24 protein-coding genes are annotated in these 21,586 nt (G+C 67.6%); 7 read left to right on the top strand and 17 right to left on the bottom strand.

Annotation, left to right across the window (positions count from 1 at the left end; translation table 11 throughout):
* Positions 1–35 precede the first annotated feature (35 nt).
* A complete protein-coding gene (locus tag AC4EEO_RS19530; protein WP_018762908.1) occupies positions 36–470 on the top strand; it encodes a hypothetical protein in 435 nt (144 codons plus the stop codon).
* 7 nt (positions 471–477) lie between these two features.
* Here the strand turns inward: AC4EEO_RS19530 and AC4EEO_RS19525 are convergent, their stop codons facing one another.
* The 12 genes from AC4EEO_RS19525 to AC4EEO_RS19470 form a co-directional block, all read right to left on the bottom strand.
* Positions 478–1,290, bottom strand: a complete 813-nt coding sequence (locus AC4EEO_RS19525; RefSeq protein WP_491328931.1) for an IclR family transcriptional regulator domain-containing protein — start codon at positions 1,288–1,290, stop codon at positions 478–480.
* 23 nt (positions 1,291–1,313) lie between these two features.
* Positions 1,314–1,988: a 3-oxoacid CoA-transferase subunit B gene (locus AC4EEO_RS19520; protein ID WP_018762906.1), complete on the bottom strand. Its 675-nt coding sequence runs from the start codon at positions 1,986–1,988 to the stop codon at positions 1,314–1,316.
* A 1-nt stretch (position 1,989) separates the two neighbouring features.
* Positions 1,990–2,679 (bottom strand): 3-oxoacid CoA-transferase subunit A, encoded by a 690-nt coding sequence (locus AC4EEO_RS19515; RefSeq protein ID WP_018762905.1) that lies wholly within the window; start codon positions 2,677–2,679, stop codon positions 1,990–1,992.
* Complete coding sequence (locus tag AC4EEO_RS19510) at positions 2,679–3,878, bottom strand: thiolase family protein (RefSeq protein WP_109044805.1); 1,200 nt, start codon at positions 3,876–3,878, stop codon at positions 2,679–2,681. Before AC4EEO_RS19510 ends, AC4EEO_RS19515 begins: the two co-directional genes overlap by 1 nt.
* A complete protein-coding gene (gene pcaC / locus AC4EEO_RS19505) occupies positions 3,875–4,315 on the bottom strand; it encodes a 4-carboxymuconolactone decarboxylase (protein WP_018762903.1) in 441 nt (146 codons plus the stop codon). The genes AC4EEO_RS19510 and pcaC overlap by 4 nt, the downstream gene beginning before the upstream one ends.
* Positions 4,312–5,130, bottom strand: coding sequence for an alpha/beta fold hydrolase (locus tag AC4EEO_RS19500; RefSeq protein WP_491339524.1), 819 nt, complete (start codon positions 5,128–5,130; stop codon positions 4,312–4,314). The genes pcaC and AC4EEO_RS19500 overlap by 4 nt, the downstream gene beginning before the upstream one ends.
* Positions 5,123–6,592 (bottom strand): lyase family protein, encoded by a 1,470-nt coding sequence (locus AC4EEO_RS19495; protein WP_491339523.1) that lies wholly within the window; start codon positions 6,590–6,592, stop codon positions 5,123–5,125. The genes AC4EEO_RS19500 and AC4EEO_RS19495 overlap by 8 nt, the downstream gene beginning before the upstream one ends.
* Positions 6,589–7,146 carry a protocatechuate 3,4-dioxygenase subunit alpha gene (pcaG, locus tag AC4EEO_RS19490; protein ID WP_109044808.1) on the bottom strand — a complete coding sequence of 186 codons (558 nt, stop codon included), beginning with the start codon at positions 7,144–7,146 and terminating at the stop codon, positions 6,589–6,591. The genes AC4EEO_RS19495 and pcaG overlap by 4 nt, the downstream gene beginning before the upstream one ends.
* A gap of 4 nt (positions 7,147–7,150) precedes the next feature.
* Entirely contained in the window at positions 7,151–8,038 is an 888-nt protein-coding gene (gene pcaH / locus AC4EEO_RS19485) for a protocatechuate 3,4-dioxygenase subunit beta (RefSeq protein WP_491339522.1), read from the bottom strand.
* Positions 8,039–8,091: 53 nt separating this feature from the next.
* Positions 8,092–9,969: a bifunctional sugar phosphate isomerase/epimerase/4-hydroxyphenylpyruvate dioxygenase family protein gene (locus AC4EEO_RS19480; protein WP_491339521.1), complete on the bottom strand. Its 1,878-nt coding sequence runs from the start codon at positions 9,967–9,969 to the stop codon at positions 8,092–8,094.
* Entirely contained in the window at positions 9,969–10,850 is an 882-nt protein-coding gene (locus AC4EEO_RS19475) for a shikimate dehydrogenase (RefSeq protein ID WP_285318993.1), read from the bottom strand. Before AC4EEO_RS19475 ends, AC4EEO_RS19480 begins: the two co-directional genes overlap by 1 nt.
* Before the next feature lie 164 nt (positions 10,851–11,014).
* Complete coding sequence (locus tag AC4EEO_RS19470; protein ID WP_491339520.1) at positions 11,015–11,890, bottom strand: IclR family transcriptional regulator; 876 nt, start codon at positions 11,888–11,890, stop codon at positions 11,015–11,017.
* Between the two features lie 230 nt (positions 11,891–12,120).
* Here AC4EEO_RS19470 and AC4EEO_RS19465 point away from each other — a divergent pair, with 230 nt between their 5' ends.
* On the top strand, positions 12,121–13,440 hold the full coding sequence (locus tag AC4EEO_RS19465) for an MFS transporter (RefSeq protein WP_018762895.1): 1,320 nt from the start codon (positions 12,121–12,123) through the stop codon (positions 13,438–13,440).
* 106 nt (positions 13,441–13,546) lie between these two features.
* On the opposite strand, the gene AC4EEO_RS19460 is transcribed toward AC4EEO_RS19465, so the two are convergent.
* Together AC4EEO_RS19460 and AC4EEO_RS19455 are read right to left on the bottom strand one after the other, a co-directional pair.
* Positions 13,547–14,635 (bottom strand): ATP-dependent DNA ligase, encoded by a 1,089-nt coding sequence (locus tag AC4EEO_RS19460; RefSeq protein ID WP_387452945.1) that lies wholly within the window; start codon positions 14,633–14,635, stop codon positions 13,547–13,549.
* Positions 14,636–14,685: 50 nt separating this feature from the next.
* Positions 14,686–15,609 carry an AEC family transporter gene (locus AC4EEO_RS19455; RefSeq protein ID WP_018762893.1) on the bottom strand — a complete coding sequence of 308 codons (924 nt, stop codon included), beginning with the start codon at positions 15,607–15,609 and terminating at the stop codon, positions 14,686–14,688.
* A 155-nt stretch (positions 15,610–15,764) separates the two neighbouring features.
* Between AC4EEO_RS19455 and AC4EEO_RS19450 the strand changes: the two genes are divergently transcribed.
* Positions 15,765–16,991 carry a pyridoxal phosphate-dependent aminotransferase gene (locus tag AC4EEO_RS19450; protein WP_018762892.1) on the top strand — a complete coding sequence of 409 codons (1,227 nt, stop codon included), beginning with the start codon at positions 15,765–15,767 and terminating at the stop codon, positions 16,989–16,991.
* A gap of 123 nt (positions 16,992–17,114) precedes the next feature.
* Positions 17,115–17,351 carry a hypothetical protein gene (locus AC4EEO_RS19445; RefSeq protein ID WP_018762891.1) on the top strand — a complete coding sequence of 79 codons (237 nt, stop codon included), beginning with the start codon at positions 17,115–17,117 and terminating at the stop codon, positions 17,349–17,351.
* 70 nt (positions 17,352–17,421) lie between these two features.
* Here the strand turns inward: AC4EEO_RS19445 and AC4EEO_RS19440 are convergent, their stop codons facing one another.
* Genes AC4EEO_RS19440 through AC4EEO_RS19430 form a run of 3 tightly spaced genes read right to left on the bottom strand, consistent with a single transcriptional unit; the run spans position 17,422 to position 19,060 of the window.
* Complete coding sequence (locus AC4EEO_RS19440; RefSeq protein WP_026264908.1) at positions 17,422–17,709, bottom strand: MoaD/ThiS family protein; 288 nt, start codon at positions 17,707–17,709, stop codon at positions 17,422–17,424.
* On the bottom strand, positions 17,702–18,808 hold the full coding sequence (locus tag AC4EEO_RS19435) for a WD40/YVTN/BNR-like repeat-containing protein (protein ID WP_491328937.1): 1,107 nt from the start codon (positions 18,806–18,808) through the stop codon (positions 17,702–17,704). The genes AC4EEO_RS19440 and AC4EEO_RS19435 overlap by 8 nt, the downstream gene beginning before the upstream one ends.
* Before the next feature lie 51 nt (positions 18,809–18,859).
* A complete protein-coding gene (locus AC4EEO_RS19430; protein WP_018762888.1) occupies positions 18,860–19,060 on the bottom strand; it encodes a hypothetical protein in 201 nt (66 codons plus the stop codon).
* Between the two features lie 276 nt (positions 19,061–19,336).
* Here AC4EEO_RS19430 and AC4EEO_RS19425 point away from each other — a divergent pair, with 276 nt between their 5' ends.
* The 3 genes from AC4EEO_RS19425 (at position 19,337) to AC4EEO_RS19415 (ending at position 21,560) form a co-directional block, all read left to right on the top strand.
* Complete coding sequence (locus tag AC4EEO_RS19425) at positions 19,337–20,086, top strand: hypothetical protein (protein WP_491339519.1); 750 nt, start codon at positions 19,337–19,339, stop codon at positions 20,084–20,086.
* Between the two features lie 102 nt (positions 20,087–20,188).
* A complete protein-coding gene (locus tag AC4EEO_RS19420) occupies positions 20,189–20,953 on the top strand; it encodes a class F sortase (protein WP_018762886.1) in 765 nt (254 codons plus the stop codon).
* Between the two features lie 94 nt (positions 20,954–21,047).
* On the top strand, positions 21,048–21,560 hold the full coding sequence (locus AC4EEO_RS19415) for a universal stress protein (RefSeq protein WP_491339518.1): 513 nt from the start codon (positions 21,048–21,050) through the stop codon (positions 21,558–21,560).
* Positions 21,561–21,586: the final 26 nt, after the last annotated feature.

Raw genomic sequence — 21,586 nt, 5'->3', positions numbered from 1 at the left:
CCCCGCTCCCGCAACCGGCCGCACGGGAAGATGTGGTGCGCGGGGCTGTCCATGCCCTTGCGGCCGTACCCGTTGGCGTAGTGGCGTGGCTGGTGCTGTGGAACATGGGCTGGGTGGCCTCCATCGTCGCGCTCATCGCCGCTTCCCTGGCTGCCCGGTTGTACGTCCTCGGAACAGGAGGACTGATCAGCCGGCGGGGCGTTTGGGTTGTTGCGGTCGTGACCGTTGGGACCGTGCTGCTGGCGTTTTGGGGCGGCATGCTGGTAGACGCGGCGAAGTTCCTTGGCGGCGGCTCTCCGCTGACAATGCTGGCGGATGCCGAAACCTGGGATCTCCTGTTCTTCAACCTGGCCACCAACCGCGAACTCGTTGACGGGTACGGCGGCGATTTCCTGATGGCCCTGCTGTTCAGCGGGCTGGGCTGCTTCTTCACACTCCGCCGGCTGTTCGCACAGACCCGGACCAGCTAATTCCCTCTTAACCGCGGGCGGTGAGATCGGCGGAAATGAGTTTCGCCGTCGCCACGATTTCGCGTGCCACGGAAGCCAGGTAGGCGTCCCGGTCCGGTTTGGCGTCCACCGACTGGGCCTGCAGGGACACGTTGACCGCAGCGACCACCTTGGAACCGTCATAGACGGGGGCAGCCACGGACATCAGGCCCAGCTCAAGTTCCTGGTCCAGCAGGCACCAGCCTTGGGCCCGGACGGTCTCCAGCACGGTCAGCAACTCCAGGACGCTGCCCAAGGCGCGGGGGGTGAGCGGCTTGACGTCGGCCGCCGCCAGGTAGGCCTTGAGGTCCGACGCCGGCAGGTGCGCCAGCAGGACGCGGCCCATCGACGTGGCGTACGCCGGGAAGCGGGTGCCCACCGTGATGCCGATGTTCATGATGCGGCGGGTGGTCACCCGGGCGATGTAGGCAATGTCCGTACCGTCCAGCACCGCGGCGGAGGTGGACTCGCCCAGCTTCAGGGAGAGCTCCTCGAGGTGCGGCTGGGCCAGCTGCGGCAGTGACAGCCCGGAAAGGTACGCGTATCCCAGCTGGAGCACCTTGGCCGTCAGCGCGAACGTCTTCCCGTCGGTCCGCACGTAGCCCAGTTCCACCAGGGTGTGCAGGAACCTGCGAGCGGTGGCCCGGGTCAGGCCGGTGCGGGACGCGACCTCGGTGAGCGTCATGACGGGACGCTCGGCGTCGAAGGCGCGGATCACGGCCAGGCCGCGGGCCAGCGACTGGACGTACTGGTCGCTGGCCTGCGGTGTGGCCTGGGTGTCTGTGCGGACGGCGTCGGTCATGGTTCCCAATCCTAGGGCTGTCCTCAGGCAGCCGCGGCCTTGAGGGGGACGGGGAGGAGTTCCTGGAGTTGTTCGAGGGTGCAGCCGAAGGTTTCGCGGACGGTGACGCCCTCGGGGCCGGTGAGGAAGACGCCCTTGTCGGTGTAGACGCGGGTGACGCAGCCGACGCCGGTGACCGGGTAGGTGCAGGCCTCGACGATTTTGGAGGCGCCATCGCGGGTGAGGAGGGTCATCATGACGAAGACGTCCTTCGCGCCGGTGGCCAGGTCCATGGCGCCGCCGACGGCGGGGATTGCCCCGGGTGCCCCGGTGTGCCAGTTGGCGAGGTCACCGGTGGCCGAGACCTGGAAGGCGCCCAGGACGCAGATGTCCAGGTGCCCGCCGCGCATGATCGCGAAGGAATCGGCGTGGTGGAAGTACGAGGCGCCGGGCAGTTCGGTGACCGGGATCTTGCCCGCGTTGATGAGGTCCTCGTCAATCTCCCCGCCCGTGGCTTCGGGTCCCATGCCGAGCATCCCGTTCTCGGTGTGGAGGGTGATGTTCTGTTCCTCGGTGAGGTAGTTGGACACCAGGGTGGGCTGGCCGATCCCGAGGTTCACGAACGAGCCCGGGGCGATGTCGCGGGCCACGAGCCGGGCCAGGTCATCACGGCCCAGGGGCGTCTCGGACGTCTTGATGCTGGTTTCGGTGAGGCTCATCTCAGGCCACCTTTTCTGCTGCGCTGCCGCTGCGGGCAACTCTTACCACGGTGTTGACGTAAATGCCGGGGGTGACCACGTTTTCCGGGTCCAGCCCGCCGGTGGGGACAATCTCGGAGACCTGGACGATGGTGTGCTTCGCCGCCGCGGCCATGATGGGGCCGAAGTTCCGGGCCGTCTTCCGGTACACCAGGTTGCCCTTCCCGTCCGCCTTCAGCGCCTTGATCAGGGCCACATCGGCGTGGATGGGGGTCTCGAAGACCTGCCCGCGGCCGTCAATGATCCGGGTTTCCTTACCCTCGGCCAGCATGGTGCCGTACCCGGTGGGCGTGAAGAACCCGCCGATCCCGGCCCCGGCGGCACGGATGCGTTCGGCCAGGTTGCCCTGCGGCACCAACTCCAGCTCAATCTCCCCGGCCTTGTACTTGGCATCGAAGTGCCACGAATCAGACTGCCGCGGGAAGGAGCAGATCATCTTCCGCACCCGGCCTTCCTTGATGAGCAGAGCCAAGCCCTGGTCGCCCTGGCCGGCGTTGTTGTTCACCACGGTCAGGTCCGTGGCCCCGCACTCCAGCAGCGCATCGATCAGTTCGAACGGCTGCCCGGCGTTGCCGAACCCGCCGATCATCACGGTGGAACCGTCCTTGATCCCGGCCACGGCCTCCTGGACCGAATCAACAAAAGTCAGCATTACTGGTCCTTCCCAGCGGTCACGTTCTCAAGTATCACGGCCAGGCCCTGGCCCACGCCGATGCAGATCGCGGCCACACCCCAGCGTTCGCCGGAGGCCTGCAGGGACCGGGCCAGGGTGCCCAGGATCCGGGTGCCGGAAGCACCCAGCGGGTGCCCCATGGCGATCGCCCCACCCTGCCGGTTCACGATTCCGGGGTCAATCCCCCAGGCATTGATGCAGGCCAGGGACTGCGCAGCAAAGGCTTCGTTAAGTTCGACGGCGCCCACCTGGTCCCAGCCGATCCCCGCCTTCGCGAGGGCCTTGTTCGCCGCCTCGACGGGTGCGTAGCCGAAGAACTGCGGATCGTTCGCGTGCGCGCCGCGGCCCGCGATCCGGGCCAGCGGGTCCAGCCCCAGCAGCCCGGCGGCCGCCTCGGACCCGATCCAGGCCGCGGAGGCGCCGTCGGACAGCGGGGATGCGTTCCCCGCAGTGACCGTGCCGTCCTCTGCCCGGAACACCGTCTTCAACCCGGCAAGTTTCTCGGCCGACGAACCGGCGCGGATCCCTTCGTCCCGCACCAGGTCCGTCCCGGGCACCGGGGCGACCAGGTTGTCGTAAAACCCCTCATCCCAGGCCGCGGCGGAGAGATTGTGCGAGGCAGCGGCGAACTCGTCCTGCGCCTCGCGGGTCACCCCGTACTTTTCGCGGAGCCGCTCGGTGGCCTCACCCAGGGAGATGGTCCACTCCTTCGGCATGGCCTTGTTCACCAGCCGCCACCCGAGGGTGGTGGAGGCCAGGGTCATGTCCCCGGCCGGGTAGGGCTTTTCCGTCTTGGGCAGCACCCACGGGGCACGGGACATCGACTCGGCCCCGCCCACGAGCATCAGGTCGGCGTCGCCGGCGTTGATTTGGCGGGACGCGATGATCGCCGCGTCCAGGGATGAACCGCAGAGCCTGTTGACCGTTGTGCCCGGGATGGACACCGGCAGCCCGGCCAGGAGGGTTCCCATCCGGGCGATGTTGCGGTTTTCCTCGCCCGCGCCGTTGGCGTTGCCGAACACCACCTCATCAATCCGCTCGGGATCAAGCCCGGGTGCCCGCTTCACGGATTCCTTGATCACGTGCGCGGCAAGGTCATCCGGCCGGACCCCGGCGAGGCCGGAACCGAACTTGCCGAAGGGGGTGCGCACGGCGTCGTACACAAATGCCTGGTTCATGACGGGGCATCCATTTCTTTGAAGACCTGCTGGGCAGTCTTGAAGGCGGTATTGGCGGAGGGAACTCCGCAATAGATGGCGGTCTGCAGCAAAATTTCCTTGATTTCGTCCCTGCTGAGGCCGTTCCGAAGGGCGGCGCGGATGTGCATGGCCAGCTCCTCCCAGTGCCCGTGGGCCACCATGGCGGTGATGGTGACTGCGGAACGCATCTGCCGGGACAGTCCGGGCCGGGTCCAGATGCCGCCCCAGGCGATCCGGGTGATCATGTCCTGGAAGTCGTTGGTGAACTCATCTTTGTTGGCGTTGGCCCGGTCCACGTGCGCGTCGCCGAGCACTTCGCGCCGGACCACCATGCCGCCGTCGTAAATTTCCTGGCTGGTGGCGCCGGGCTGGACCACGCCGTGGCGCTCCAGGCCGGCGCGCTCGGCGGCGCTCATTTGGCGGCCTCCCGTGTTTCGGCCCAGCTGATCAGGCTGCGCATCAGGTCGGCCACGTGGGCGGGGGCTTCCGCGGGAGCGAGGTGCGAGATGCCTTCCACCGTCACGGCGGTGGCAGTGCCGCCCCCGGCGGTGATGCCGGTGGCCACTTCGTCCGCCATGTCCGGCGTGGCCACGGCGTCCAGCGCACCCGCAATGACCTGGGTGGGGACGGTAATGCCGCCGAGTTCACCGCGCACGTCGAAGGCTGCCAGAGCTTCGCAGCAGAAAGCGTAGCTGAAGCGGTCGGCATCGCGCAGTGAATGCAGGAGCCGGCTGCTGAACTCCGGTTCGCGGTCCATGAAGCCGGGGGCGAACCACCGTTGGGCGGAGCCCTGGATCATCACGGGCGTGCCCTGGGTGCGGACCGTTTCGGCGCGCTCCAGCCAGGCTTCCGGGGTGCCGATCTTCGCGCCGCTGTTCTGTACGGAGAGGCTCTTGAGCCGTTCCCCGTGCTGGATCCCGAGCTGCAGGCCCACCGCGCCGCCCAGGGAGACACCCGCGTAGTGGAACGCCTCGTCCGGGGCGATGGAATCCACCAGGTCCACAACGGCGTCAGCCAGGGCAGCGACGTCGAAGGGTTCCGTTGCGGCCGGTGAGACGCCGTGCCCGGGCAGGTCCCAGGCCACCACGTCGTAGTCGTTGCCGAGCAGGGACGCCGCCCGGTTCCAGAGGATGGATGATGTGCCCAGGGAAGGACCGACCACCAGCAGGGGGTGGTCACCCAAGGGTCGCTGGGGTGAGAGCAGCGCTGCTTTGACGGCCGGTTTAGCCACGGGAAGCTCCGTTCGCGTTGGGGGAAACATGGTCTGGGAAAGATGCCAGGATGCGGCAGGCAATCTCCGCCGCCTGGCCAAGGTAGCTGGCGGGGTCCAGAAGCTCTTCCAGCCTTGCGTCAGGAACGACGGCGGCGGGAACGGCTTCGCGGAGCAGCTTCCGGTAGGTGCCGGCCTGCCCAGCGGGGGGCGCCTGCAGCGTTTGGTCCACCATGTCCTGCAGTTGCTGCTTGCCGCTTCGGCCGTCCTTCTCCTCCAGCAGCGGAGCCACGGCAGCGTTCACGCCCTCGGCCAGCAGCAGCGGTCCGGCAAGGTCCAGGTTGCGGCGCATGGCGTCCGGGAAAACCCGCAGCCCTTCGGCAAGTTCGCGGATATGGCCGGCGGCCCCGAGGGTAAGGGCCAGCAGCTGCCGGAGAGCCGGCCACTCGGTGTGCCAGGCCCCGTCCGGGCGTTCGTCGTTGAAGGTGGCGGCGGCCAGGTGCAGCTGGGCAGCCAGTTGCGGTGCCTGCAGCGCGGCGCTGCGGACCAGGACGGACAGCACGGGGTTCTGTTTTTGCGGCATGGCGGAGGACACGCCGCGGCCGGCGGCCCGCGGCTCGGCCAGCTCGGCTAATTCCGGACGGCTCAGGAACAGGACGTCCGCGGCGATCTTGCCAAAGGCGTCCAGCACGGACGCCAGGGCGTGCCCCAGGGAGGTGACGGCCAGGCGGTTGGTGTGCCAGGGAGCCGGCGCGGGGGCCAGGCCGAGCTGGGCTGCCAGGGCATCGGCCAAGGTAAACGGGGTGGCGGTGGAGCCCTCCGTCAGCACTGTTCCGGCAGCAAGCGTTCCCGCCGCCCCGCCGAACTGGACCGGGAACTCCAGGCCTTCCAGCTGCCGGCCTGCGGCGGCCACGCCCTGGAACCACTGCGCGGCCCGGAGCCCGAAGGTATACGGAAGCGAATGCTGCGCCAGGCTCCTGCCCACGCACAGCGTCTGCGCATGCTGCCCCGCCAGGGCCGCGAGCGCCGCCGCGGTGCCTTTCAGGTCGGCCAGCACGGCATGGACGGTGTTGCGGGCCACCAGCATCAGGGCGGTATCCAGCACGTCCTGGCTGGTCAGGGAGGTATGGACGGCTTTCCCGGCACCAATCCCGGCGCTGTCCAGCGCGGCCACCTTCTTCCGGAGGTCCGCCAGCAGCGGAATGACCGGGTTGCCGCCGCCCTGGGCGCGCAGCGCGATGTCGGCGAGGTCGTATCGCCCTGCCTCGGCAGCGGAAGCGACGACGGCGGCAGAACCGGCAGGCGCCAGGCCGGCCCTTTCCAGCACGGCTGCCCAGCCCGATTCGACGGCGAGGATCGCCGCCAGCACTGCCCGGTCCCCCGTCAGCGCCGCCACCAACGGTGACGCTGATACGGGACTGAGCAGGCCGGCGTCGGCCTCTTCCGCGAAGGCGCGCAGATCTCCCGGGGCGGCGTTGGTCACTGGAAGTCCAGGAAGACCGTCTCGCCCTCGCCCTGGAGGCGGATGTCCCAGGTGAGGCCGCCGTCAGGGTCGCGGCGGGCGATGAGCGTCTTGCGGCGCTCCGGATCCAGCGAGCTGAGCAGGGGGTCCTTGGCCAGCGCCTCGGCGTCCTCAGGCAGGTAGATACGGGTGAACAGCCGGTTGGTCAGGCCGCGGGCAAAGAGCGCCACGGAGATGAACGGCGCCGCGCCCGGTTTGGTAGGACCGGGGTTGACCGTGGTGAACGTGAAAACGCCGGAGTTGCCCACGGCGCCGCGGCCCCACCCGGTGAAGGTGTAGCCGTCACGGACAAGGGAACCGGTGCGCTGGACGACGTTGCCCTTGGCATCGGGCTGCCAGATTTCCAGGATGGCGTCCGGGACGGTGTGGCCGGCACCGTCGTAAACGGTGCCCTGGAGGCGGATGGAGCCGGGCGATCCGGGTGCCAGGAGCTCGTTGTCCTTCTCGAACGGAAGCGCATAGCCATAGAAGGGGCCAACGGTCTGGCCCGGGGTGGGAACAAGTTTGGTGCTCATTTTCCTACTCTCCTGCCTCGTCACTACTGTCGCCTGCTGTACCGAAAGCTTCGTTTTCGGTCCAGGTCCGCTTGGGCCCGGTCAGGACGATGTCCCAGTTGTACCCCAGCGCCCATTCGGGCTCGGTGAGGCTGTGGTCGTAGGTGGCCACCAGCCGGTCGCGGGCGTCCTGGTCCACGATGGTCTGGTAGATCGGGTCCAGCGGGAAGAGCTGGTCGCCGGGGAAGTACATCTGGGTGATGATGCGCTGGGTGAACTCGGTGCCGAACAGCGAGAAGTGGATGTGCGCCGGGCGCCACGCGTTCAGGTGGTTCTTCCAGGGGTAGGCACCGGGCTTGATGGTGACGAACCGGTACGAGCCGTCCGGGCCCGTGATGCAGCGGCCGATGCCCGTGAAGTTGGGGTCGATCGGGGCCGGGTGCTGGTCACGCTTGTGGATGTACCGGCCTGAGGAGTTGGCCTGCCAGATCTCCACCAGCTGTCCCGCCACCGGACGGCCCTCGCCGTCCAGGACCTTGCCGGAGACGATGATCCGCTCACCCAGGGGTTCGCCGTTGTGCTGGATGGTCAGGTCGGACTCCAGGGCGTGCACGTCCTGGTGCCCGAAGGCCGGCGAGTAGAGCTCAATGGTTTCGGGGTCGGCGTGCTGCAGGCTCTTGGTGGGGTGGCGCAGGATGCTGCTGCGGTACGGCGGGTAGTCCAGCCGCGGCTGGGTTTCCGGCTGGGCGCCGTCCTTCAATGCCCGCTGGTATGCCTCGCCGATGGCGTTGATCTCTGCGCTGAGGTCCGCCTGCGATTCGATGGCCTTGTCCAGTGGCTGGTGGGCAGCCTTCGGTTCGGCCGGGGGCACGAGTTCCTCCGACTCCAGCTCCGCGGTGATGTCTTCCGGCATGGCTGGCTCCTTTCTCATCTGTTGGGTTTGCAGTGTCTGTGGTCTGGGTTGGCTCACGTGCGGTGCAGTGAGTCGTACTGAACCGCGTGGCGCACCGGGGCGTTGGGGGCGCCGTAACCGTCGTAGCTGCCGCGGCGTTCCACCATTTCGAAGAACACGCTGCCAACGGTGGCGGTGTAGAAATGCAGGAATTCCCCGTCCGCGTCCCGGTCGAAGAGCAGGTTGACTTCCTGCAGCGTGGCCAGGAATCCGGGTTCAAGGTCGAACCGGGCGTCCAGGTCCTCGTAGTAGTTGGCGGGGATCTGCAGGAACTCGAGGCCCTTGTCGCGGGCGGCGCGGGCCGTGGCCACGAGGTCGTCCACGGCGAAGGCGATGTGTTCCTGGTACGTTTTCTGGCCGTGCGCCTGCTGCACCGGGGCGAGGTTGAGCACCAGCCGCACCGCTCCGTTGGAGGTCTGCATGACCTGCGAGCGCACCAGGCCGCTGGGGCTGGGCACCTCGGCGAACGGCTGGGGCTCCAGGGCCAGGGCGCTGGTATAGAAGAGGACGGCTTCGTCGAAGTGCTGCCACGGCTGGGCGAGGTTGACGTGGTCAATCACGGCCCGGGCGCCCGCGGAGGGGTGTTCGAGGCCTTCGCCGAACTCGTGGGTCCAGGCGGCGGTGCCGTCCGGGCTGCCCTGGCAGAGGAAGATTTCGGTGGAGTCCGGGGCGGCGATGCCCTGGAAGACTTCCTCGTCCGCCTGGACCTTGCGGGCCACCACGGGCGCCTTGAGCTGCTGGGCCCGGGCCGAGGCAATCACGGGGGAATCGACGTCGAACCCCAGCGCGGCGATGGCGGGTTCGGCGTGCGAGGCCGCCTGTTCATTGATGATCACGCGGGCCTGGCCCATGCTCCAGAGCTGGACGTCCTTGGTGCGGTGCCGCCCCTCGAACGCGAAGCCGAGCTGGCCCAGGAGCTTCTCCAGCTGCGCGGTATCGTCCGCCTTGACCTCGGCGAAGTTGAACCCGGCCGGTTCGTTGACCTTGGGCAGGGTGGCCAGTTCCATGGGATAACGACGGCGGGGCGCGGCTCCGTTGCTTGGTGCGCCTTCGGTGCCGGCCGCGGGGGTGTCAGCGAGCCAGTTGGCGCTCTGTTCCTCCAGCCAGATGAGTGACCGCATGGCGTCGACGGCTGTGCGGTCCACGTCGGACTGCCGGAAGACGTCGTTGAAGACCTCCAGGGAAACCGGGCCGGTGTACCCGGCACGGACCACGTGGCCCATGAACTTGGCCAGCTCGAACTGCCCCTCGCCGGGGAAAACCCGGTAGTGGCGGCTCCAGGACAGCACGTCCATGGAGAGTTTGGGGGCGTCGGCCACCTGGACGAAAAAGATCTTGTCCGGGTTGAAGGCTTCGATGTGGGAGGTGTCCCAGTCCCGGGAGAGGATGTGGAAGGAGTCCAGGCAGGTCCCCAGGTTGGGGTGGTCCACGGTCTCCACCAGCCGGTAGGCGTGCTCGTAGTCGTTGACGTACTTGCCCCAGGCGAGTGCCTCGTATGCCACCTTGACGCCGTGGTCCCCGGCCAGCTGTGCCAACTCGGCGAGCTGTTCGGCACGCAGGCCGTCGTCGTCGATGGTGGCCGTGGCAACGTTGGAGCACACCAGGATGGTGTCCATGCCCAGGCGGGACATGAGCTTGAACTTCGCCTCGGCGCGCCGGAGGTTGGCCTTGAGCAGGTCCGGGGTGACGCCGTCGAAGTCCCGGAACGGCTGGTAGAGGTCCAGGCCGAGGCCAAGGTCGGCCGCCATTTTCCGCACGTCCTCCGGGCTGAGGGGCGACGTGACCAGGTCCTGCTCAAAAATCTCGATGCCGTCGAACCCGGCGATCGCGCAGGCCTGCATCTTTTCCTTCAGCGTCCCGGACAGGCAGACCGTGGCGATTCCCGTACGCATCAGGCCGCCACCTCCTCGGCGGCTACAAGCTCCAGGAAGTGTGCCCGCATCCGGTCCGGGTCCGCGTCCTGGCCGGTGAAGATCCGGAAGGCATCCGCTGCCTGTCCCACGGCCATCCGGCCGCCGTCCAGGACCTCGCAGCCCTTGGCGCGGGCCCCACGGACCAGTTCGGTCTCGATGGGACGGTAGACGATGTCCGCCACCCAGTGGCGTTGCTCCAGCAGGCCCAGGTCCAGCGGGAGGCCTGGGTGGGCGGCCATTCCCACGGGGGTGCAGTGCACCAGCCCGTCGGCCAGCGGCATCAGCCGCGGCAGGTCCCCCGGCGTCCCTGACGTGATGGTGCTGTCCGGGAAGAAGCCCTGCAGCTCGGCGGCCCGGGCAGCTGCCCGGGCAGGGTCCATGTCGACGAGGTCAAGGGTCCGCACGCCGGCGGTGAGCAGGGCATAGGCGACGGCGGATCCGGCGCCGCCGGCGCCCAGCTGCACGACGCGGTCCAGGCGGGCTCCGGGGAGGCCGGATGCCAGGGCGGCGGCGAAACCGGAGAAATCGGTGTTGTGCCCGATGAAGCGGCCGTCCCGGATGACCACGGTGTTGACGGCACCCAGGCGGCGGGCGTCCGGGGAGACCTCATCCAGGTGTTCCAGGACGAGCTGCTTGCACGGGTGGGTGATGTTCAGGCCGTTGAAGCCCAGGGTGCGTGCGCTCTGCAGGATGGTGCCGACGGATTCGCCGGGCAAGCCCAGATCGAGGAGGTCAATGGGCCGGTAGAGGTAGCGCAGGCCCTGCACGTCCCCTTCGCGTTCATGCATGGGAGGGGTGAGTGATGGCGTGACGCCGTCTCCGACCAGTCCCACGAGGTAGGACTCAGTTCGATGACTCATCCGTGCAGCTCCTTTGGTAACGGCACCGGAGAGCTGCCTCCACGCGGGGAGCGGCTTGTCCGGTGACAGGGATTACAATACAGCAATTGTTCACCTTGCGCACTCTAGTTCGAGATACGAACATTTTGATGGCTTGCAGGGTTGGTTGGCGCGGCTCGAGGCGGTCAGCCGCGCTGGGGCAGGCGGTCAGCCAGCTCTGCGGCCGCCTCCTGCAGGACGGGAACGTGTGCCTCCAGCTCTTCAAGGCTGAGGCGGAACACGGGGACTGCCGTGGCCAATGAGGCGAAGGCGTGCCCTTGGCTGTTGAGCAGCGGGACGGCCACGGCGCGCATGCCGGCCTCATTCTCTTCGTCCATGACCGCGTAGCCGCGGCGGCGCACTTCGTCGATTTCCCTGCGGAAGGCATCGCGGTCCGTGATGGAACGTTCGGTGAGGGCTTCCAGCGGAAGCTCCAAGAGCAGCCGCTCGCGTTCCGCATCGTCGGCGAAAGCCACCAGGGCCTTCCCCACGGCAGTGGTGGAGAGTGAGCCCAGGTGGCCGGGGTCGCTGGTGACCCGGAAGATCTGCGGGCCGTCCACCTTGCTGACCGTCAGGTGGTGGAGGCCGTTGCGGACACTGAGGATGGTGGCCTCCCCCGTCCGCTCGGTCACCCGCCGCAGGATGGGCAGGGCGGTGCCGGCGAAGCCGTGATGGTTGGAGACCCGCTGGCCGAGCTGGAAGATCCGCAAGCCCAAGTGGTAGCGGCGGCCCTCCGGCTCATAATCAACGAAACCGTCGCGCGCCAGCGACCCCAGCAGCCTGTACGTTGTGCTGAACGGCAGCTCCGCGCGCCGCGAGATGTCGGCGGCGCTTGCACCGCGGGGTTCGTCCCCCAGGAGGACCAGCAGGCTGAGGGCCTTGCCCACCATGTCCGGGCGCTCGGCCGCCTTGGTGGCGGCCTTGGGTTCGGGAGGCAAAGCATTGACGGGCGCCTGGTCGGGGACAGTCGGTCCTGGAACAGTGGATTCATCGCCGGCCACTGTGGCTTGGTTCACACTCATGTTTCGATGTTGCCACAATGTGAGAGCTATTTCTAGATCGTGAGTATTTTCTTGACAAGTGACTGCGCTCACAGTCATAGTTTCTGTATCGCAAAAGTAGCTCTCACCATGTGGCTACGAATTGCCGGGTCTTTCCGGACTCCAGCCGCATCGCGCCGCCCGCACCCAGGCAGCGGCGGCTGCGACCACCAGATCCATCCGCGACAATGTCGTCACACCAAAGGAACACCATGAGCCAGACACTTCCGTCCGCCGGGGCGGGTGCCCTCACCTCCGGCGGGACGCCCAAGAAGGCAGCCCTTGCCAGCTTCCTCGGCAGCGCCGTCGAGTATTACGACTTCTTCATCTTCGGCTCCGCAGCCGCACTGATCTTTCCCAAGGTCTTCTTCCCCGACGCCGACACGAATGCCGCGATCATGTCCTTTGCGACGTTCGGCTTCGCCTACGTGGCCCGGCCGGTGGGCGCCATCATCCTGGGCCACTTCGGCGACCGCGTGGGCCGCCGCAAGGTACTGATGTTTACGCTGTTGCTGATGGGCGCCTCCACCTTCGTGATCGGCTGCCTGCCGGACTTCAAGACCGTCGGCTGGTGGGCTCCCGTCCTTCTGGTGCTGGCCCGCCTCTGCCAGGGCCTTTCGGCCGCAGGCGAGCAAGCCGGCGCCTCCTCCATGACGCTCGAGCACGCCCCGGACAACCGCCGCTCCTTCTTTACCTCATGGACCCTTACCGGCACCCAAGGCGGCCAAATCCTCGCCGCACTCGTCTTTATCCCTGTCCTGGCCCTGCCGGATGAGATCAAGTTCGGCATCGGCTGGCGCATCCCGTTCTGGCTCAGTGCCGTTGTGGTGGTTGTGGCGTTCCTGATCCGGCGCACCCTGCACGAACCGCCCGCCTTCGAAGAAGCCCGCAAGACCGCCCAGATCGCCAAGCTGCCCGTCGCCGACCTGCTCAAGGGCCACTGGCGCGACGTCCTCCGCGTCATCTGCTGCGCGTTCATCGCCGCCGTGTCCACAGTGTTCGGCACGCTTGCCATCAGCTACGCCAAGACCGTGGCCGGCGTCGACGGCACCACCACCCTGTGGCTCGTGGTGGGTGCAAACCTGGTGGCCCTGGGCACGCAGCCGCTCTTCGGGATGCTGGCGGACAAGATCGGCCGCAAGCCCGTCTTCATCTACGGCGCCGTGGCCAGCGCGATCCTCACGCCGGTGTTCCTGCTCAGCCTGGAGTCCGGCAGCATCCCCTTGATGTTCCTGGCCGCCATTGGCTACTTCTCCGGAGGCTACGCGGCAGCCAACGCCGTCTGGCCATCCTTCTACGCCGAGATGTTCAGCACCAAAGTCCGCTTCTCCGGCCTGGCCATCGGCACGCAGCTCGGCTTCCTGATGGCAGGCTTCGCCCCCGCCATCGTTGCGGCCATGGGCGGCATCCAGCCCGGCGGCTGGGTTCAGATCTCCGTCTTCACCGGCATCATCTGCGCCATCGCCGCCGTCTCGGCCCTGACTGCCAGGGAGTCCTTCCGCACCCCCACCAGGCTGCTGGGCGTGAAATAGGCGCCGAAAGCGTCACACCAGCCCGGTTTTAGAGCCGGAAAGCCCGCCATTCCCCCAAATGGCGGGCTTTCCTTTGATAAAGGTGGGCTGCTTCCGCAGCAGTCTGCTACGGCCGGCCGGTCTCCAGCACCGAAGCGAGGTCGAAGTTCACCGGCTCCTCGAGCTGGGCGTAGGTACAGGATTCCGGGTCCCGGTCCGGGCGCCAGCGATTGAACTGCGCGGTGTGCCGGAACCTCTCGCCCTCCATGTGGTCGTAGCGGACTTCCACCACGAGCTCGGGCCGCAGGGGGATGAAGGACAGGTCCTTGCCGGCGCTCCAGCGGCTGCCCTCGGCGTTCCGCGGCGTCCGCTCACCCTCCTCCTGCTTGGCCCAGGCCCATGGGTGGTGGTCGAAGTCCGTCACCAGCGGCTGGAGCTCGTCGAACAATTCCTTGCGCCGCTTCATCGGGAAGGCGCCGATCACGCCCACGCTGGCCAGGCCGCCGTCGTCCTTGTACAAGCCCAGCAGCAGGGAACCGATGGCGTCGGGCCCGCTCTTGTGGAGCCGGTAGCCGGCCACCACGCAGTCAGCGGTCCGTTCGTGCTTGACCTTGAACATCACGCGCTTGTCAGGTTCGTAGCGGCCCTCCAGCCGCTTGGCCACGATACCGTCCAGGCCCGCCCCCTCGAACTGCTCAAACCACTGCGCGGCGGTGTCCTTGTCCGTAGTGGCTGCCGTCAGGTGGACGGGCGCGCTGCTGCCCGCGAGCGCCTTCTCCAGGGCTGCCCGCCGCTCCGAGAACGGCCGGCCGGTGTAGTCGTCATCGCCCAGGGCCAGGAGGTCGAAGGCCACGAAGGAGGCAGGTGTCTGCTGGGCCAGCAGCTTCACCCGGCTGGCGGCGGGGTGGATGCGCTGCTGCAGGGTATCGAAATCGAGCCGGTCTCCGGAGGCGCCCACCAGGATGATCTCGCCGTCCACCACGCAGCGGGGCGGCAGGTTCTCCTTCAGGGCGGCCACCAGTTCCGGGAAGTACCGGGTCATGGGTTTCTCATTGCGGCTACCGATCTCCAGGTCGTCCCCATCCCTGAAGATGATGGACCGGAAGCCGTCCCATTTGGGCTCGTAGCTGAGGTCCCCGCCGCCTGGAATGCCATCGATGCCGCTGACGGCCTTGGCGAGCATGGGCGGGACGGGCGGCATCACGGGAAGTTCCATAGCGCCCATTCTTGCCCGGCCGCACCCCTCGACGGTAGGGCGGCACGGTTTCAGGCGGCCAAAAGCCAGACGATCAGCACCAGCACCGGCGCCGCGGCGGCAGTGGACAGCAGGATGGTTTCCCGTGCCACGGCCACGCCCCGGCCGTACTTGCTGGCAAACAGGAACACGTTCTGCGCCGAAGGAAGTGCCGCCATGAGCACCACGCCCAGAAGCATGTGATGGTCAAGGTTGAACAGAAAGCGTCCGACGACGAAGGCCACCACGGGCATCACTGCTGACTTCAGTGCCGTGGCAGTAAGGATTTCGGGGGTGTGGCCGGCACTTCGAAGCATGGTGGTTCCGCGCAGGGACATCCCGAATGCCAGCAGCACCACCGGGACGGCCGCCCCGCCCAGGAGCGTCAGCGGGGCCATCACCGGGGCCGGGAGCTCCACGTGCAACGCGGCCAGGACCACGCCCAGGAGCGAGGCGATGATCATGGGGTTCCGGAAGGGCTGGGTGAGCATCAGCCGGGGAGAGAACCGTCCCGCGGCGGAGAGGTCCAGCAGGGTGAGGACCAGCGGGGCGAACAGGAGCAGCTGGACCAGGAGCACGGGGGCCACAGGTGTGGCGTCCCCCAAGGCGTAGAGCGTGATGGGGATGCCAATGTTGTTGGCGTTGACATAGGACCCCGCCATCGCGCCGACGGCCGTCTCCGCAAGCGGCCGCGGAAACCAGATCCGGCTGGCTGCCACATACAGCAACGCGGTGGCGGCGGCCGTGATCACGGCCAGCGGTACGTAGGCGGAGAAGACCACTGACAGATCCGACTTCAACACCACCGTGAAGAGCAGCACCGGGTTGGTGATAAAGAAGGCGGTCCGGGTCAGTGCCATGATGGTGGGTTCGTCGCCCAGGCCGCAGCGCGCAGCAAGGTAGCCCACGGCGATCACGACGCCGATCACGGCGAGGCCGATGAGCACTCCGCCCATAGGAGGTACTTCCTTCCGGTCCCGCGACTGATGCCCGGTTCGGGACAAGTGGGACTACAAGTATCCAACTTATCGAACAAGTGGCCTTCGGTCGGCAGGCGTCCACGACGTGGGCTGCCGCACGCCGCGGACCGGCGGGTGTGAAAAAATCAACCATGCGCGCCATGCAACATTCCAGCAAACTCCAGAACGTCCGGTACGAACTCCGGGGACCGATCCTGCAGGCGGCCAAGAACATGGAGGCCGAGGGCCACCGGATCCTCAAGATGAACCTTGGGGACACCGCACCTTTCGGCCTGGAAGCGCCGGAGTCCGTGGTGGTGGACATGATCCACCACCTCCGCGGCGCCCAGGGCTACAGCGATTCCAAGGGTATCTTCACGGCGCGGACCGCCATCTCGCAGTACTACCAGACCCGGGGCCTGATGAATATCGGCGTCGAGGACATCGTGATCGGCAACGGCGTCAGCGAACTGATCAACATGTGCCTGCAGGCGTTCCTGGAAAACGGCGACGAAATCCTGGTCCCGGCACCGGATTATCCGCTGTGGACGGCCGCCGTCACCCTGACCGGCGGCAAGCCGGTGCACTACCTCTGCGACGAAGCGGAGAACTGGTGGCCGGACATGGCCGATGTGGAAGCGAAGATCACTGCCCGCACCAAGGGCATCGTGATCATCAACCCGAACAACCCCACCGGCGCCGTCTACCCGCGCCACATCCTGGAGCAGTTCGCGGCATTGGCCCGGAAGCACAACCTGGTCCTGTTCTCTGACGAGATCTACGAGAAAGTGCTGTACGCGGATGCCCAGCACATCCATACCGCGGCGGTTGCCGAGGACATCTGCTGCCTGACGTTCAGCGGGCTGTCCAAGGCCTACCGGATGCCCGGCTACCGGGCCGGCTGGGTGGCCGTCACCGGGCCGCTGGCCGCTACCGCCGGTTACCGCGAAGCCCTGGAACTGCTCGCGTCGCTGCGCCTGTGTGCCAACGTACCCGCCCAACACGCCATCCAGACCTGCCTGGGCGGCTACCAGAGCATCGAGGCCCTGGTGAAGCCGGGCGGCCGGCTGCGGGAACAGCGCGACCTCGCCCACAAGCTGCTCACGGCCATCCCCGGCGTCACCTGCGTGCCGGCGTCGGGCGCCATGTACCTCTTTCCCCGCCTGGATCCGGAGCTCTACCCCATTAAGAGCGACGAACAGTTCGTCCTGGACCTGCTCCGGGACCAAAAGATCCTGGTCTCCCACGGCTCGGCCTTCAACTGGCCCGCACCGGACCACTTCCGCTTCGTGATCCTCCCCTCGGTGCTGGACATCGAGGAAGCGGTCCGCCGGATATCCAGCTTCCTGGCCGCCTACCGGGGCGGAACAGCGGCATGAAACCGCCGCGGCGCGAAGAACTAACCGCGCCCTAACCGCGAGGAAACCGGCACGCAACAATCCGCGCCCACACTGGTTAACGCAGGCAAGAGCCGGCACCAGCTCCAGCCAGGAGGCCCCGCGATGTTGAAGAAGGCGACCACGCATGTAACCAGAGTCCGCGCACTGGACCAGCTCCACCGCGGTGACGAAATCGAAGCCCGCCTCTCGGTGGGGCCCTCCTACGACGACGTGGTGATCCGCCGCGGCAGCGTCCAGGAAACCGCCCCCGGGATCGGCGTGGTCTGGATCCTGGACCGGATCACGGGGGTCCGGAAAGCCATCAATACGGACGAATGCAGCGTGTGGCGCGTGGCCTAGGCACCGGACGTTTGGCGGCGGGCGCAGTCAGTCAGGACTGCCCGCCGCCAGGCCGACCGGGCACTGCCGTTCAGCCGCCCGCCACCGACTGGATCACCAGGACCTCCTGGCCCGGCGCGACTTCAGTGTCCAGGCCCTGCTGCCGCCGCACCTCGTCGCCACCCACGTAGATGTTGACGAACCGCCGCAGCGCGCCGGTTTCGTCGCGGAGCCGCCGGCCCAGGATGGCGTAGTCGGCGGCCACCGAGTCAAGGAGTTTTCCCACCGTCACCGGCCCGTCGGCGGGTGCAGTCAGCACGGACTGCCCGCCGGCCAAGGGCTGCAGGACGCTGGGAAGCACCAACGAAATGTCAGGCACCGGCCACCACTGCCGCCCGCACGCACAGGACGTCCGGCAGGTGGGTGGCCACTTCCGTGAACGTTCCGCCCTCATCCGCACTCGCGTAAACGGCCCCTCCCCGGGTGCCGAAGTACACCCCTGCCGGCTCGGCCGTGTCCACCGACGCCGCATCCCGGAGCACGCTGTTGTATTCCTTGTCCGGCAGGCCGGCATCGAGCCTCGTCCAGGTGTCCCCGGCATCGTCCGTCCGGTGCACGGCGAGCTGGCCCCCGGGCGGGATGCGTTCGCCGTCGGCCTTCAGCGGAACCACCCATGCCGTCCCCGCCCTGCGCGGGTGGGCCAGCATGACGAAGCCGAAATCGGCCGGCAGGCCCTCGGCGATGGAGTCCCAGCTCTCGGCATTGTTGTCCGTCCGGTAGACCCCGTGATGGTTTTGCGCGTAGAGGCGCCCGTCCACCACCGCGTCCGCCGCGATCTTGTGCACGCACTGCCCAAACTCGGGGTTGGGATCCGGCATGAAGTACGCGGAGATTCCCTTGTTGCGCGCTTCCCACGACGTGCCGCCGTCGAGCGAGCGGTAAACACCGCCGGTGCTCATGGCCACGTGGACGGTGTCCCCTCCGGGGTGGACCACGATCGAGTGCGCCGCCGCCCCGCCATAGCCGGCTCCCCATTCGCTGCGGTGGGGGTGGTCCCACAAGCCGCGGTTCAGCTCGAAGTGCTCGCCGCCGTCCGTGGACTTCCACACCGAGATGGGTTCGGCTCCTGCCCACACCACACCGGGGCGTGACTCCGCGTCCGGATAGATCTGCCAGACGCGCTCCAAGGCCGCGCCCGTATCCTCCGGGAACCTGATGGCCCCGTGCTCCGGCTCGGTCCAGGTGGCGCCGAGGTCATCGGAGTGCGCCACCGTGGGACCCCAGTGCGGGCTGCTGACTCCCACCATGATCCTGGTGCGGCCCTCCCTGGTATCGATCCCGATGCTGGGAATTTCTGCCATCAGGAAATGGGGCCCGGTGAAAGACCACTCCTGCCGGTCCTGGCTTGTGGCCAGCCAGAGTCCCTTTTTAGTGCCGATCGCCAGGAGGAATGTTTGCGCCGTTGCCATGCGCACCATGCAACCACCCGAGGGATCAGCGCGCAATGGTTTCCAGGGTCCCGCAGGCGTTCAGTCCACGAACTCCGATTGGGTCTGGATGAAGTCCCAGTCGGCGGCGTTAAGGACGGCCGCCGGATTACCGGGGTGGGGTCCGCCGGCCTCCGCAATGCCCTGGAGTACCGGAAGCGGCAACTCCTCCGCATAGAGGTTTTCCCGGAGCCACTCTTTGCTTGCAAGGTCCAGGTCCAGCCACCACATGAAGATTTCCATGTTCACCTCCCTGCGTCACTTAAAACGTTAGGCGCGGCGCAGGTGGCGGACAAGGCTTTGCAGCGGAAGCAGGTGGGCCGTGCGGCTTTTAGGGTACCCGCAAGTAACCTGGCCGCCCCGGCCGCAGAAAAGACGAGTAGCCGCTACTCGCGACTGCCTTCGGGGGCGCCCCTAGCCTGAAAACTCACGCAAGCTGACCGTGCTGCTGGGGCCATTGGCGTCACCGCTGCCTTTCCCCACCATGGTCCGTTTCACACATATATATGGGGAGAAAACATGAAACGCACCTTAGCCACACTGGGGGTGATGGGGCTGGGCCTGCTCAGCGTCACAGCACCCGCCATGGCGGCCTCCGACCAGGTGGTGGTCTGCCATCAGGGAAGCGGCGGCCTGACGCCGTTGTCGTTCAACGTCAACGGGATTGGCGGTCACGACCAGCATGCACAAGACATCATCCCGCCAACGCCCAAACTTCCGCAGGGAAAGAACTGGACCAACGCAGGAAAGATCCTCTACGTCGCCAATTGCGCGCCGCTGCCCCCGGGCGAGGTCATCGATCCGCCCGTCGTCGTCGATCCCCCCGTGGTGACCCCACCGGTCGTGACACCGCCGGTCGTCGTCGATCCCCCCGTGGTCACACCGCCGGTCGTCGATCCGCCCGTCGTCGTCGCTCCCCCCGTGGTCACACCGCCGGCCGTCGATCCGCCCGTCGTCGTCGCTCAGCCCGTGGTGCAGCCGCCGGCCGCGGCTCCGGTGGTCAACCCGCCGGCCCCGGTCGTCGCTGCGGCCGCGCCGGCCCAGCCCGCTGCCGCCCAGCAGGTTGCCGCGTCCCCGCAGGCCGCAGCCCAGGCCGCTCCGGTGGCAGCCCCAGTCAGCGTGGGAACCAACCAGGGCTTCAACGCCCAGACGGCGGTTGACGCCCGGGACGGCGGCCCGGCATGGCTTGCCGGCGTGGGGGCACTGGCGGCCGCAGGAGCTGCGGTGGCAGTACGCCGCCGGTCCCGCTCCGTGAACAGCGCCGGCTAGCCGGGACAGGCCGCTCGCAGCGGCCCCGCGACAAGGAAGGCGTCCTGCCAGTGCCCGGCAGGACGCCTTCCTTCCACCACCGAACAACGCAGGAGGAGTGCCATGCCACAGGAACGGAGCCGGCATGCTGCCCGGGCCAGGCGGCCGTGGCGGCGCGTGAACCGGGGCGACCTGGCCATCCTCTCCTGCGGCGTGGTGGCCTTCCTGTCGTTCACCTTTGGCAGTCCGTTGTTCCCCCAAGGACACGCGGCGTCCCACACCGGCTCCGCGGTCACGGTCCCCATGACGCCAGGCGCCGTTCCGTCCGGCAGTGCGGCCGCCCCGATGGCGTCAACAGGCACGCCGGATGCCACGTCCGCCCCTGTCCAGGCGTCACCGGCCGCAATCCCGGGCTCGGCGGCCCCGGCAGGACCCCAGCTTCCGGCTGCGGCGCAACCCGTCCACATCCGCTACCCCTCCGCTGACTTCGATGTAGCCATCCATCCCCTGGACCTCGATGGCGCCGCCCAGTCCAGCCGGACCATCGAGCCGCCTGCCACCAAGGACGGCTACTGGCTGACACCGTTCGGAGTCCCGGGCAAAGGCTCCGGCAACACCACCTACGTGATCGGCCACAGCTGGGAGGGCGCGGACGCCCCCTTCAACCACCTCAGTTCAACGGCGGCCGTGGGCGACCGCTTTGAGGTGGAAACCGCTGCCGGCACCATCACCTACAAGGTGGACAGTGTCACCACCTACGTGAAGTCCACCCTGAAGGACAGCCCGGTCTGGGACATGGTGCCCAACCGGCTGGTCCTGATCAGTTGCTACACGGAAGATCCGTGGGGCAAGAATGTTGTGGTCACTGCCTACCCGGCAGCGGCCTAGCGCCGAAACCGGCAACAGCGCAGGGCGAACGGCTCCATGCGACAGGCCGAAGGTACCTGTTGACGCCGGACCCCGCGGGCGGACAATGGGCAGCATGACGTGGGAATACGCTGACGGTGCACCGCTGCTGGTGGGCGTTACGCCCGGACAGCACCCCGAGGTCCTCCAGACCGCCGCCAACCTTTCAGCCCGACTGGCCGCGCCCCTGGTATGCGCTTACGTGGATGAGGCCAGCTACCTGGTCGAGTGGGACCCTGCCCGATCCGCCCACCGCCTCTCCCTGCACCCGGACGATGACAGCGACATCCGCGGCGTTGCAACCGAACTGAAGGCCCTGATCCGTGCTGCCGTGGACAAAGCGGCGTCCGGCGGCGGCGCGCCGGAGTGGTCGCTCCGCACGCTTGCCGGGGATCCGGCCCGCGCCCTGGGGCAGCTCGCCGCCGAACTGGACGCCCCGATGATCATCGTGGGAACCTCCGAGCGCGGCTTTTCGCACCGCCTTTCGGAGACCCTCAGCGGCTCGGCGGGCACGTGGCTCAGCCATCACCAGAGCCGCCCCGTCCTGGTGGTCCCCTATCGGATGCCAGCCCATGAGGACGTACCGTGACCCGCGGATTCCAAAGGCAAACAGCC

Source organism: Pseudarthrobacter sp. MOO13 (assembly GCF_058267655.1).
Note: the sequence above shows the minus strand (reverse complement) of the source record. Positions and strands in the feature narration are given on the sequence as shown.

Bases quoted from the DNA above. Each gene is read 5' to 3' on its own strand.
- AC4EEO_RS19465 (WP_018762895.1), top strand. From the start codon at position 12,121: ATGAGCCAGACACTTCCGTCCGCCGGGGCGGGTGCCCTCACCTCCGGC.
- AC4EEO_RS19420 (WP_018762886.1), top strand. From the start codon at position 20,189: ATGCCACAGGAACGGAGCCGGCATGCTGCCCGGGCCAGGCGGCCGTGG.
- AC4EEO_RS19510 (WP_109044805.1), bottom strand. From the start codon at position 3,878: ATGAACCAGGCATTTGTGTACGACGCCGTGCGCACCCCCTTCGGCAAG.
- AC4EEO_RS19435 (WP_491328937.1), bottom strand. From the start codon at position 18,808: ATGGTGCGCATGGCAACGGCGCAAACATTCCTCCTGGCGATCGGCACT.
- AC4EEO_RS19425 (WP_491339519.1), top strand. From the start codon at position 19,337: ATGAAACGCACCTTAGCCACACTGGGGGTGATGGGGCTGGGCCTGCTC.
- AC4EEO_RS19520 (WP_018762906.1), bottom strand. From the start codon at position 1,988: ATGAGCCTCACCGAAACCAGCATCAAGACGTCCGAGACGCCCCTGGGC.
- AC4EEO_RS19470 (WP_491339520.1), bottom strand. From the start codon at position 11,890: ATGAGTGTGAACCAAGCCACAGTGGCCGGCGATGAATCCACTGTTCCA.
- AC4EEO_RS19460 (WP_387452945.1), bottom strand. From the start codon at position 14,635: ATGGAACTTCCCGTGATGCCGCCCGTCCCGCCCATGCTCGCCAAGGCC.
- AC4EEO_RS19515 (WP_018762905.1), bottom strand. From the start codon at position 2,679: ATGCTGACTTTTGTTGATTCGGTCCAGGAGGCCGTGGCCGGGATCAAG.
- AC4EEO_RS19450 (WP_018762892.1), top strand. From the start codon at position 15,765: ATGCGCGCCATGCAACATTCCAGCAAACTCCAGAACGTCCGGTACGAA.
- AC4EEO_RS19430 (WP_018762888.1), bottom strand. From the start codon at position 19,060: ATGGAAATCTTCATGTGGTGGCTGGACCTGGACCTTGCAAGCAAAGAG.
- pcaH (WP_491339522.1), bottom strand. From the start codon at position 8,038: ATGCCGGAAGACATCACCGCGGAGCTGGAGTCGGAGGAACTCGTGCCC.
- pcaG (WP_109044808.1), bottom strand. From the start codon at position 7,146: ATGAGCACCAAACTTGTTCCCACCCCGGGCCAGACCGTTGGCCCCTTC.
- pcaC (WP_018762903.1), bottom strand. From the start codon at position 4,315: ATGAGCGCCGCCGAGCGCGCCGGCCTGGAGCGCCACGGCGTGGTCCAG.
- AC4EEO_RS19415 (WP_491339518.1), top strand. From the start codon at position 21,048: ATGACGTGGGAATACGCTGACGGTGCACCGCTGCTGGTGGGCGTTACG.
- AC4EEO_RS19480 (WP_491339521.1), bottom strand. From the start codon at position 9,969: ATGCGTACGGGAATCGCCACGGTCTGCCTGTCCGGGACGCTGAAGGAA.
- AC4EEO_RS19445 (WP_018762891.1), top strand. From the start codon at position 17,115: ATGTTGAAGAAGGCGACCACGCATGTAACCAGAGTCCGCGCACTGGAC.
- AC4EEO_RS19455 (WP_018762893.1), bottom strand. From the start codon at position 15,609: ATGGGCGGAGTGCTCATCGGCCTCGCCGTGATCGGCGTCGTGATCGCC.
- AC4EEO_RS19525 (WP_491328931.1), bottom strand. From the start codon at position 1,290: ATGACCGACGCCGTCCGCACAGACACCCAGGCCACACCGCAGGCCAGC.
- AC4EEO_RS19475 (WP_285318993.1), bottom strand. From the start codon at position 10,850: ATGAGTCATCGAACTGAGTCCTACCTCGTGGGACTGGTCGGAGACGGC.